11 protein-coding genes and 1 tRNA gene are annotated in these 11022 nt (G+C 53.5%); 2 read left to right on the top strand and 10 right to left on the bottom strand.

All coding sequences use genetic code 11. From position 1 onward, the window contains the following. Positions 1 to 28: 28 nt before the first annotated feature. From purH to ABFZ83_RS00070, 9 genes are all read right to left on the bottom strand, one after another. Positions 29 to 1615 (bottom strand): bifunctional phosphoribosylaminoimidazolecarboxamide formyltransferase/IMP cyclohydrolase, encoded by a 1587-nt coding sequence (gene purH, locus ABFZ83_RS00110; protein ID WP_411817401.1) that lies wholly within the window; start codon positions 1613 to 1615, stop codon positions 29 to 31. Positions 1616 to 1688: 73 nt separating this feature from the next. Continuing rightward, a complete protein-coding gene (locus ABFZ83_RS00105; protein ID WP_411817400.1) occupies positions 1689 to 2888 on the bottom strand; it encodes a UDP-N-acetylglucosamine 4,6-dehydratase family protein in 1200 nt (399 codons plus the stop codon). A 75-nt stretch (positions 2889 to 2963) separates the two neighbouring features. Continuing rightward, positions 2964 to 4613, bottom strand: coding sequence for a heparinase II/III family protein (locus tag ABFZ83_RS00100; protein ID WP_411817399.1), 1650 nt, complete (start codon positions 4611 to 4613; stop codon positions 2964 to 2966). A 4-nt stretch (positions 4614 to 4617) separates the two neighbouring features. Continuing rightward, the gene (rpe, locus tag ABFZ83_RS00095) at positions 4618 to 5280 is read right to left on the bottom strand and encodes a ribulose-phosphate 3-epimerase (protein WP_411817398.1); all 663 of its coding nucleotides are present in this window, start codon (positions 5278 to 5280) and stop codon (positions 4618 to 4620) included. A gap of 270 nt (positions 5281 to 5550) precedes the next feature. Next, entirely contained in the window at positions 5551 to 6123 is a 573-nt protein-coding gene (locus ABFZ83_RS00090) for a hypothetical protein (protein WP_411817397.1), read from the bottom strand. Between the two features lie 83 nt (positions 6124 to 6206). Then, entirely contained in the window at positions 6207 to 7088 is an 882-nt protein-coding gene (gene folD, locus ABFZ83_RS00085) for a bifunctional methylenetetrahydrofolate dehydrogenase/methenyltetrahydrofolate cyclohydrolase FolD (RefSeq protein ID WP_411817396.1), read from the bottom strand. After that, on the bottom strand, positions 7069 to 7356 hold the full coding sequence (locus ABFZ83_RS00080) for a DUF167 domain-containing protein (RefSeq protein WP_411818848.1): 288 nt from the start codon (positions 7354 to 7356) through the stop codon (positions 7069 to 7071). Before ABFZ83_RS00080 ends, folD begins: the two co-directional genes overlap by 20 nt. 57 nt (positions 7357 to 7413) lie before the next feature. Beyond that, positions 7414 to 7710 (bottom strand): YggT family protein, encoded by a 297-nt coding sequence (locus tag ABFZ83_RS00075; RefSeq protein ID WP_411817395.1) that lies wholly within the window; start codon positions 7708 to 7710, stop codon positions 7414 to 7416. A 63-nt stretch (positions 7711 to 7773) separates the two neighbouring features. Continuing rightward, positions 7774 to 8169, bottom strand: coding sequence for a hypothetical protein (locus ABFZ83_RS00070; protein ID WP_411817394.1), 396 nt, complete (start codon positions 8167 to 8169; stop codon positions 7774 to 7776). A gap of 91 nt (positions 8170 to 8260) precedes the next feature. Between ABFZ83_RS00070 and ABFZ83_RS00065 the strand changes: the two genes are divergently transcribed. Further along, a tRNA-Ala gene (locus ABFZ83_RS00065) sits at positions 8261 to 8336 on the top strand. A 188-nt stretch (positions 8337 to 8524) separates the two neighbouring features. Continuing rightward, positions 8525 to 9616 (top strand): phosphatidylglycerol lysyltransferase domain-containing protein, encoded by a 1092-nt coding sequence (locus tag ABFZ83_RS00060; RefSeq protein WP_411817393.1) that lies wholly within the window; start codon positions 8525 to 8527, stop codon positions 9614 to 9616. 41 nt (positions 9617 to 9657) lie between these two features. On the opposite strand, the gene ABFZ83_RS00055 is transcribed toward ABFZ83_RS00060, so the two are convergent. After that, entirely contained in the window at positions 9658 to 10932 is a 1275-nt protein-coding gene (locus ABFZ83_RS00055) for an O-acetylhomoserine aminocarboxypropyltransferase/cysteine synthase family protein (RefSeq protein WP_411817392.1), read from the bottom strand. Positions 10933 to 11022: the final 90 nt, after the last annotated feature.

The raw sequence follows: 11022 nt of genomic DNA, 5'->3' as shown, positions 1-11022 counted from the left end.
CAAAACCGCGTCCGCCGATCGGTAATGATTAGTGCCGGAAATGGCGGACGCCGGTAAAGACCATTGCAAGCCCCGCTTCATCGGCGGCGGCGATAACGTCTTCATCGCGAATTGACCCGCCTGGCTGAATAACCGCAGTCGCGCCAGCTTCTGCCGCTGCAAGCAAACCATCCGCAAACGGAAAGAATGCATCAGACGCAACCACGGAAGCGTCAGTCAACGGTTTCGCAGCGCCGCAGGCCTCAGCGGCGTCAATCGCTTTACGAGCCGCAATCCGGCTTGAATCCAAACGGCTCATCTGCCCGGCACCGACACCAACAGTTGCACCATCTTTTGCATAAACGATAGCGTTTGATTTCACATGCTTTGCGACCTTAAAGGCGAAGAGCATGTCAGCCAGTTCCTGATCTGTTGGTTTGCGTTTGGTAACGACCTTCAGATCATTCGCGCTAATGACCTTATTGTCCCGCGACTGAACCAAAAATCCACCAGCAAGCGGTTTGATAATCTGCCCCGCTGTATCCGGCACCGGAATGCCCCCAGCAAGCAAAAGACGAAGATTTTTCTTTGCTGCAAAAACGGCGATAGCGTCGTCATCCGCGTCGGGCGCAATAACCACTTCGGTGAAGACCTTGACGATCTTTTCTGCAAGTGGCCCCGTGAGCTTTTGGTTCAGCGCAACGATACCGCCGAAAGCAGAAACCGGATCGCACCGCAGCGCGGCTTCATAAGCTGAAATCGCATCATCCGCCGTCGCTACGCCACACGGATTTGCATGTTTGATAATTGCGACAGCCGGTTTTGACGGATCGAACTCCCCGATCAGCTCATAAGCCGCATCGGTGTCATTCAGGTTATTGTAGGAAAGATCCTTACCCTGAATTTGTCGTGCTGTCGCAACACCTGGACGGGCAGACACCCCTGAATGATAAAACGCCGCTTGCTGATGCGGGTTTTCGCCATAACGCAAAACATTATCGAGGCGGCCAGCCAGCGTATAATTTTTCGGAAAGGCATCGCCATTTTGCGTCGCGAACCAACCGGAAATCGCTGCGTCATACGCTGCCGTTTTGGCGAACGCTTTTGCTGCTAGATGGCGTTTTGTTTCGCCCTTCAGGCCACCGTCTTTTTCGACTTCAGTCAACACCGTTTCATAATCGGTGGGGTCCGTCACCACGCCCACAAAGCGATGGTTTTTTGCCGCCGCACGGATCATGGCCGGTCCGCCAATATCGATATTTTCAATGCAATCGGCGAATTCCGCGCCTTTCGCGACTGTTGCTTCGAAGGGGTAAAGATTGACGACTAGGAGATCGATCCCGTCGATTTTGTGGTCTTCCATGGATTTCTTGTGGCCAACATCGTCGCGCAGCGCCAATAGGCCGCCATGCACACGCGGATGCAACGTTTTGATACGGCCATCCATCATTTCCGGAAATTCAGTAATATCAGATACGTCACTGACCGCGAGGCCAGCATCGCGCAAGGCTTTCGCTGTGCCGCCCGTTGAAATCAGGTCGACACCGGATGCGGCGAGACGCTTCGCAAAATCAACAATGCCTTCTTTATCGGAGACAGAAATGAGCGCCCGGCGCACTGGAGTTAGATCAGTCATTAAAATTACCCTTCTTCGACAGTCGCCGCCTTATCGCCATCGGCGAGTTGGGGCAAGGGACGAAGGGCCTTTTTCAGCGATTTGACTGATTTCGCGCGTGTTTCGAGGCCTCTGTTCGCGCAGAAAATTCGGGCACCAAATGATGCACAGCCTCATCTAGCGCAGGCTGATCGCCGCGCAGGGCGTTATCCACGACCTCGGATAGGCGCGGCGTCAACAATGGCAAGTCGATCATCGCTGGCGACGCAAGCAATACACCCTCTGCGCCTGTTTTGACGAGGGCATCAGTATCGAGGAAAATTTCCTCAAACAGTTTTTCGCCGGGGCGCAAGCCCGTGAATTTGATCTCAATATCCTTGCCGGGCGTGAGGCCGTGGGCCTCGATCATCCGTTTGGCGAAGTCGAGAATCTTTACCGGCTCCCCCATATCGAGAACGAATACACGCCCGTCATGGGTGACTATGGTTTCTTCGGCGACGTCGAGACTTGATGCGAGCAGTACCAGTTGCACCGCTTCCGGCGTCGTCATGAAAAATCGCATGATTTCAGGATGCGTCACCGTAACCGGCCCACCCTGGCGGATCTGGCGGGAAAACAATGGCACCACAGATCCGGTCGAGCCAAGGACATTACCAAAGCGGACCGTCACAAAATGCGTTTCGTTCTGCGCGACGTCCAGCGCCTGCGCATAAAGCTCAGCGATACGCTTGGTCGCGCCCATAAAGCTTGTTGGGTTGACCGCCTTATCGGTAGAAATGAAAACAACCGACTCGGCTTCGTGCTCGATCGCCGTGTCAAATACATTCTTCGCACCAAGAACATTTGTGAGCGCGCCGGCACAACGATTTTCTTCGACAATCGGTACATGTTTGAACGCCGCTGCGTGCAATACAATATCCGGCTCCGCGCGATCGAAAACACGTTTTAAATGTTCTATCCGGCAAACATCCGTAAGCTGAGAAGTGATAATTCTGCCGTGCCCAGCTTCTTTCATCTCCATATCAATCTGATAAAGAGCCAATTCCGAATTATCGACCATGGTAAGATGCGCCGGCTCAAATCCGATGATTTGACGGCAAAGCTCGGACCCGATCGTGCCGCCAGCCCCGGTTACCAGAACGCTCTTTCCCGCTACGAGCTTGCGCGCCGAGCGCAAATCGATCTTTCGTGGCGGTCGCGGTAACAGCGCAGAATGGTCAATCGAAGGTGCCGAAAACCCTATGGATGCATGCGCGCTTGAAGCCCCCATTAAACGCCTGATTTTTTTCAACATCCCCAATATCCATCTACTCGCGTCGCCGAACGATAAAACATTCAAGCGCACTGCGCGATAGCCATTCAAATAATATTACATCGTATCGAGCCGCTGGAGCGCCCATTTTGCCCGAAAAACCGCCGATTCCGGCTTCGGATAGGCGGATGCACGAATGACAATTTGTTCAGAAGCCGTCGGTGCGCCGCCACAACCGCAATAGACACTTTTGTCGAGAAGGAGGTCAGGGCAATTCGACTTAAACCGCCAGCCTTCTTTGGTAGGGAGCAGCAATATCACCGATTTTTTGTCCCGCGCCAGAGAGGCACGGACTTCGGGATGGAGATGGAAACGCCACAAGACGCCTTGATACTCATCGGCGGAAAGCCCGTCTATCACATCCTCTCCACGCAGGTTTGCGCCATTGGCAGAAAGGAAGAGCCGCCGCAGATAAACCGCCTCGGTGCCCTGTTGTGATTGCAATTTGCGTTCAAATTCGAGCAACTGCCCGGCCACATCTTCGCCGCGCCGATGAGAAATCTCTTTAAACTGAAATGCCGGAAAGTCTTCCGTAAAGGCCAGCGCAGAATGCGCATCGCGCTGTTCGAGCGCCCGCCGCCATACCGCGCCGCGATGTGTCCCATTCCCGCAATTCGTTATGATTCTCGCCCGCCCGGATGAGAAATGCATCGACCCGGCGCTCTTGTGACCGAGATTGCCATCATCTGCGGTATCAACAATCAACAATCCACGCGCAGAGGATAATTTGTGATAGCCGGAGTGACGTGCAAAATCGACCGGGCCTAAATCCGTCTCCGCATTCGTCTGTACCGATATTAATGCCCGAGAGTCATCTTCATACCCGCCATTAAAAACGGCCAATCGACCATCCGGGCACCGGAAAAAAGTCGCCATGGCGCTTGCGCGCTGAACCATATGCCGGAGAAAACCGGGCGGTTGAAATCCGCGCGCTTCAATGGCCTTCAACAAGGCCTGCAAACGGAGGGCAAGTTTCAATTGGCGAGAGGGGTTACGGCTGACATGTCCGCCATCCGGCCTTAGCTGAATGCGCAATTCCCGGCGCGCCATAGCCAAACCGCGCTCTGCCGGCCCCTCGCAGCCGGGAAGACTATAGCCAGCAATCCCAAGCCCCAGCGCGGTCATGAGACGGTCAAACCCGTTCATGGACCGGTGTGCTGTCCGCGCAAGATGCCGAGTTTGCCGCGCCATACAGGCCAGAACCCGGCTACGCCATAAAGCATCGCGGCCAGACAACAATAAAGGATGATGCGCACAGAGTTGAATCAGGCGTTCGGAGACGAAAAACGGCTCCCAGCTTTCTGAGGACCACCGCTCATATCGATCAAGCCATGACGTCATCAGGACACGGGCAGGCTCTTTTCCGTCCTCGCCCAATGCCGACAAATGTCGAAGCCAGGAAAATTCGTGCAGATAGGCGTTTAACGGTCCGCCCACTGAGGGAAGGTCCCAGATCTTATCCAGCTCACCTTCGCAATCAATGGCTTCATCGCCGATGGCCAATCGCCCTTTCGCTAAGGAAAGGGCAACCGCCTTATCAGGCGTGTAGGGATCGTCAGGTTGAAACAATAACCGGTCGGGTGCCGGGCCTTTTAATTGCGCCTGATAAAAGGGGCTTTCGCCCCACGCCTTACGCACGCGAGACAACATATCCCGAGACCCTTTTCGGGCGTTCGCGCGCTGCGCTTTTTTCGGATGCTCAGCCATGGCTTCACCCCCCGGGGCGCAATGCAGCAATATTCGCCGCATAAGACTGAGGGCCGTCTTTAAATACCGCCGACCCGGCAACCAGCATATCCGCTCCGGCTTCGATTGCCTGCGGTGCCGTTTCGGGCGTAATCCCGCCATCGACTTCGAGGCGGATATCACGGCCCGACAGATCAATCATTTTTCGCACTGCTTCGATTTTCTTTAGCTGCGAAGGAATGAATTTCTGACCACCAAACCCCGGATTGACAGACATCACCAGAACGAGATCGACCTGATCGAGAACGAACTCGACGGCGCTCGCGGGGGTCGCGGGATTGAGGGCAACGCCCGCCTTGATACCAGCGCTTTTAATATGCTGCACCGTTCGATGGAGATGCGGACCGGCCTCCGGGTGAACCGTAAGGATATCAGCGCCCGCATCGACGAAGGCGTCGATATAGCTGTCAATCGGCGAAATCATCAGGTGCACGTCAAAAGGTCGATCCGTCACAGACCGAATAGCCTTTACGACATTCGGGCCAATGGTGAGATTGGGCACAAAGTGACCGTCCATGACATCAACATGGATATAATCTGCGCCCGCATCAGCGATGGCAGATACTTCTTCACCCAATCGGGCAAAATCAGCGGACAATATGGACGGTGCAACCTGAACTTTACTCATAACAATGAGGTATCTTGATACGGGCCATTCGCGCAATAACGCAGAGGCGTAAATCATTCCCCGTTAATATAAAATCATGACAGAAAAAGCCCCGCTTGGCGTAGCGGGGCATAAGTTCTGGGGTGCGTGCAAAGAATTGAGTAGTGGTGCAGGAGGTTAAATCTCTAAACTTCAGCGCCATCTAATTCGATAATCAGAACCTAGGCCATGATTAGGGCAAAAATATGTCACGCGAACCTTATTCTTGACACAACCTATTGGTTTTATTGGTTAAATTCTGGTTTCGGGGTTGGTTCGATTTTTAGCTTTCACCCGGACAGGCTGAAAAATCCGGCGTGTTTTAAGGACGCCGAACACCCCGGCCGCCGTTAACGCCGCACCGGACAATAGGCCGCCGATCCATTCCACATCGAAAATGCCAATGCCTGTCAGCGCGAAAAGCGCAAGACCGAACAATATCGCCAGAAACCTCAGGGGGGATGATACCGTTTTACCGACCGCCCTCGCCGTATTCGTCGCCGCTTTTGCCGCAACGCGCGCCGTTGCTACCGTCCCAACGGCAATGGCATCCGCTACCCGTCGCGCGCCCATGAGCTTCACAAGACCAGCGAGAGCACCGGCAGCCGCCACTATGAGTGCCCATTTTTTTGCGCCCACGGGTTTCGCCGCGACAGTGTCAGGCTCAGTCGCCGATACGGCACTCACTGGAGCCTCATCGATCATTACCGTACTTGGCGGGATAGGCCCGTAATCATCTGCATGCGCAGGCATAATCGCTGCCGTGGCCGCAATCATCGATGCGGCACCAAGCAATGCAGACTTACTTGCAAAAATACGCTTCATTCCAGCGCTCCTTAAAACCCAGTAACAAAGATGGGATTTTCGCGCCGAAATTCAATATTTGCGCAATAATTGCGCTTTTGGACTTAGAGGTCGATTTCGCCGACACCACGGCGTCGTGCGGCAGCGACGACCGTATTCCGCAAAAGGCATGCAATGGTCATCGGCCCGACACCGCCCGGCACCGGGGTAATCGCAGAGGCATTTTCTTTCGCTGAATCAAAATCAACATCGCCCACAAGGCGTGATTTGCCACCTTCTTCGACGCGGTTGATACCGACATCGATAACAATAGCGCCTTTTTTGACCCAATCGCCTTTGATGAGGCGCGGAATACCCACCGCAGCGCAGAGAATATCAGCCTCGCGGCATACGGCTGCGAGATCGGCCGTACGAGAATGGGCCATGGTGACGGTGCAATTTTCCGCTAGCAATAACATCGACAGCGGCTTACCCACCAAAATCGACCGACCAACGACAACCGCATTAAGGCCCGTCAGATCAGGCCTAACGGTTTTTGCCATAATAACCGATCCTTGGGGCGTACACGGAACAAGACCATCTTTCCCCAATATCAACCGGCCGGCATTCACTTCCGTAAGGCCGTCCACATCCTTGTCCGGGTCAATCTCATTTATCACGCGTGATGAAGAAATATGGCTGGGCAACGGCAGCTGGACCAAAATTCCATCAACACCCTCTTCCGCATTGAGCTTACGCACCAGGTTAACCACGTCATCTTCGCTGGCATCCGCCGCTAATCGATGTTCAATCGATTTCATGCCGGCCTTTTCGGTGGCAATCCCTTTGTTTCGGACATAGACCTGACTGGCAGGGTCCTCCCCCACTAAAACAACAGCCAATGCCGGTTGAATATCATGCGTTGATTTAAGGGCGGAAACCGCCTGCGCGACTTTTTCCCGTAGGTCGGCTGCGATTGCTTTTCCGTCAATTATGGTCGTCATCAAGGTCTCCGGCCAGTTTTTCGAGCGCCGTAATCAGTGCGTCATCACTGCGTGAAATTTCCACGGTCTTTTGACGCGAAGTCTCGCCTGCCGCAACCCTTAGATCCGATTTAGGAATACCGAGCGATTTGGCCAATAATTTTACGATGGCCGCATTGGCCTTGCCTTTATCCGGCGGGGCCGTGACACGAACGGACAGGCGCATCTCACCCCCCGCCCCTCGCCAGATTCCGGTGACCGCGTTTGCCTTTGCGCCGGGGCTTGCCCGTATGAACAGCCGAACGCGTTGATCAAGTTTTGAATAAAAGCCGGACAGCGCGCTAATCCGCTAGATGGCAATTCGTTGCGCAATCCATTGGTTCATCTCGCGAAGGAAGAAGATACCCAACAAAAGGACGATCGGCGAAATATCGATACCGCCAAATGACGGCAGTGTATTTCGGATCGGGCGCATAACCGGTTCGGTCAACGCAAGAACCGTTCGCCAAATGGCATCCACGACCTGATTATGCCGATTAATCACATTGAAGCTGAGGAGCCACGACATCACAACCATGATGAAAACCACCACGGAATAGAGCGACAAGACGGCATCGATCAGCGAGAAAAACGGCAATGGAATCATGAGTGCGCGAGGCTCCTATCTGGACGCCCTCAGCACTTAAGGGCAGTTGCCCCTTGTTGCAAGTTATTGACCGGGGCTGCGCCGTGTACACAGGAGCGGGCTTGCAATCCCGCCGACCCGTACAAATCCAACCCCATCCTTTTCAATAATCAACAAAGATACATCAGCGTTGAAACCGCCCGGATTGGTCGAAAACTCTGCGCCGTCCGCCGCCCACAACAACCGGCCATTCAGGTCATGGACATTGGCTTGCCCTTCCCAGCATCCGGTATAAGCGCATACCGAAAACGCCCCGTCACGCCCCGCTGAAATAGACATTGGCGTTGTTTCGTCTTGTGATTTTGCGGCGCATCCATCCACCGCACACCAGACCTCGATTTCATTTTGGCATGACCAACGATCGGGCGGCACTTCCGATTTGGACGAAGATAGCAAAATTGCGGCGAGAATGGTCAGCATAGATCGGGTCCCCCTTATCTGCTGAACCAAGATTACCTCAATCCCACAGGATTGAACACAGCCCGGCCAATACCCAACTAATTGGGTGTGCGGGGCTGTAGCTCAGATGGGAGAGCGCGTCGTTCGCAATGACGAGGTCAGGGGTTCGATTCCCCTCAGCTCCACCATATTAATGTCACAGGCGATTTTATCCGCACACTTGCGTTCGATTACGAGCCTTAAATCTAGTGACATCGCCTCACAATAATGACGCCCGATTGACCTGATGGTTCCCGCGCCCCCTATATTGTCCGCATGCATATTTCCCGTTACCTTCTTACAACAGGCCTACATCGCGCAGGTGACCTTTGGTAAAATGAGAAAAAAATCACCAACATCCTCAGGCAGAATTTTTAAAGAATCCGGTTTGCGCCTGAAATTCCGGCGACGCCGGGAAGCCAGTCTTCCGCCAGCGAGCGACGCGCGACAAATGGCGCTGGTTGAAGAAATATTAGAAAATGCAGAAACCGTTCATGAAGACGCGTTTTTAGCATTTACGGGCGATAAACGCTTTATTTTCAGCGATAGCGGCGAGAGCTTTCTGATGTTTGGCGTAAGGGGGCGCGCGTGGATTGCACTTGGTAGCCCGGTCGGGCGAATAGACGAAGCTGAAGAGTTAGAGGCAAAGTTTATCTCGATGTCGAGACATGGGCGTGCGTGGTCATCCTTCTATGCGGTAGATAGATTGGGTGCTGATCGCTTAAATCGACATGGCTTTGTTAGCGAGAAAGTCGGTGAACGGGCTATTATCGATTTGACCCAGTTTTCCATTTCAGGAAAAGGAAAAAAAGACTTGCGCAATGCGCGCAATCAAGCGGTAAAAGCCGGTTGCACATTCAATGTCATCCCCAGAGAAACAAATGAGGGTATCATTAATCAATTAAAACCGGTTTCAGATGCGTGGTTAGGAATGCGTGGCGGTATCGAGAAGCAATTTTCACTTGGCCGATTTGATCCTGCTTATCTTCGCCGGTTTCATTTGGCCATTGCCTATAGAGGCGAATTGCCGGTCGCATTTGCAAATATCTGGACCCACCGCAACCTTGTCACCTTAGACCTTATGCGGTTTCGCGATGAAGACCCGGGCGGCGGCATGGATTACCTCTTCACCGAAATTGCTTTATGGGCACAGGCACAAGGGTTTCGTGAATTCGACCTCGGACTAGCCCCACTCGCAGGATTGAAGGAGCAAGAACACCCCTCCACTGTCGCACGGCTTGGAGCCTATATTTATGCCCGCGGGGGCCGGTTTTACGGGTTTGAAGGGTTACGGGCGTTTAAAAACAAGTTTGACCCCATATGGGAACCCGCGTTTATCTGTGCCTATAATCGTTGGCGCATCGCCGCCTCGGCGATTGCCGTTGCGTCGTTAACTGGCGGCGGTATTCGGAAAATCTTGCGCGTTTAAGGCGGCGCTCGGTCGGAACGCCGCCCTTTAGCGTTGTGTCACTACACCGCCGCGCTGAGCGCCTGATCCAAGTCTTCGATAATATCGTCGATATGTTCGATACCGATGCAAAGACGGATCATTTCCGGTGTCACGCCCGCACCTTTCAACTCTTCTTCCGAGAGCTGACGATGGGTTGTCGAGGCCGGATGCGCCGCAAGTGATTTCGCATCACCGATATTCACGAGGCGTTTAAAAATCTTGAGCGCGTCGTAGAATTTAACGCCCGCGTCAAAGCCGCCCTTCACCCCAAACGACAACAGCGCAGACGGTTTGCCACCCGTATATTTCTGGGCAAGATCGTAAAAAGGTGAGCTTTTAAGACCCGCATATTTGACCCAATCGACGCGGCTATCGTTTTCAAGATATTCTGCCACAGCCTGCGCATTTTCCGTATGGCGTTCCATCCGCAATGCCAAAGTCTCAAGTCCTTGCAAAATCAGGAAGGCATTCATGGGCGACAATGCGGAACCGGCATTGCGAAGCGGTACCGTCCGTGCACGACCGATAAAGGCAGCGGGGCCCATTGCTTCGGTGTAAACGACACCATGATAGGCCGGCTCTGGCTCATTCAACATGGCAAAGCGTTTTTTATCAGCGGTCCAATCGAACTTACCGCTATCGACAATCATACCGCCCAGCGAATTACCATGACCGCCAATATATTTGGTAAGCGAATGCACAACGATATCCGCACCATGTTCAATTGGTTTGATCAGACAAGGTGTTGCGACCGTATTATCGACAATCAATGGAACGCCGTGTTTATGCGCAACCGCGGCCAAAGCCTCGATATCGACGATATTCCCTGCGGGATTGCCGATGCTTTCGCAAAATACCGCGCGGGTATTCTCGTCGATCAATGCTTCAATTGCGCTCGCGCTGTCGTTCTCGGCAAAGCGACAATCGATCCCCAGACTTGGGAGCATATGCTTGAACATCGTATATGTTCCGCCATAGAGCAGCGGCACGGTAACGATATTCGCGCCAGCTTCGGCGATGGTCAAAATCGAATAATGAATTGCTGCGCTACCGGCACTCAGGGCCAAACCGGCGATACCGCCCTCTAGCGCTGCGACCCGTTGCTCCAGCACATCATTTGTGGGGTTCATGATGCGCGTATAGATATTGCCCGGCACGGCGAGGTCGAACAAATCGGCACCATGCTGTGCGCTGTCAAACTCATAGGCTACCGTCTGGTAAATCGGCACCGCAACAGATTTGGTTGTGGGATCGGTTTCATACCCCGCGTGAATTCCCAGTGTTGCGTCTTTCATTCGGCACTCCTTTGCATGGCGTCTTTGAACTTCGTTCCTGCGTCTAGGGTTTTGGCCTTGGAATATCAACGCATGCTTTGCGTTACGCGG

Origin of the sequence: Hyphococcus formosus (genome assembly GCF_046736345.1) — a bacterium.
In the GTDB taxonomy this organism is placed as follows: domain Bacteria; phylum Pseudomonadota; class Alphaproteobacteria; order Caulobacterales; family Parvularculaceae; genus Hyphococcus; species Hyphococcus formosus.
This window is presented reverse-complemented; position numbering and strand designations above follow the sequence as displayed.

Excerpts from the sequence above, each read along its gene's own strand:
- purH (WP_411817401.1), bottom strand. The coding sequence starts at position 1,615 with ATGACTGATCTAACTCCAGTGCGCCGGGCGCTCATTTCTGTCTCCGAT.
- ABFZ83_RS00105 (WP_411817400.1), bottom strand. The coding sequence starts at position 2,888 with ATGTTGAAAAAAATCAGGCGTTTAATGGGGGCTTCAAGCGCGCATGCA.
- ABFZ83_RS00100 (WP_411817399.1), bottom strand. The coding sequence starts at position 4,613 with ATGGCTGAGCATCCGAAAAAAGCGCAGCGCGCGAACGCCCGAAAAGGG.
- rpe (WP_411817398.1), bottom strand. The coding sequence starts at position 5,280 with ATGAGTAAAGTTCAGGTTGCACCGTCCATATTGTCCGCTGATTTTGCC.
- ABFZ83_RS00090 (WP_411817397.1), bottom strand. The coding sequence starts at position 6,123 with ATGAAGCGTATTTTTGCAAGTAAGTCTGCATTGCTTGGTGCCGCATCG.
- ABFZ83_RS00075 (WP_411817395.1), bottom strand. The coding sequence starts at position 7,710 with ATGATTCCATTGCCGTTTTTCTCGCTGATCGATGCCGTCTTGTCGCTC.
- ABFZ83_RS00070 (WP_411817394.1), bottom strand. The coding sequence starts at position 8,169 with ATGCTGACCATTCTCGCCGCAATTTTGCTATCTTCGTCCAAATCGGAA.
- ABFZ83_RS00060 (WP_411817393.1), top strand. The coding sequence starts at position 8,525 with ATGAGAAAAAAATCACCAACATCCTCAGGCAGAATTTTTAAAGAATCC.
- ABFZ83_RS00055 (WP_411817392.1), bottom strand. The coding sequence starts at position 10,932 with ATGAAAGACGCAACACTGGGAATTCACGCGGGGTATGAAACCGATCCC.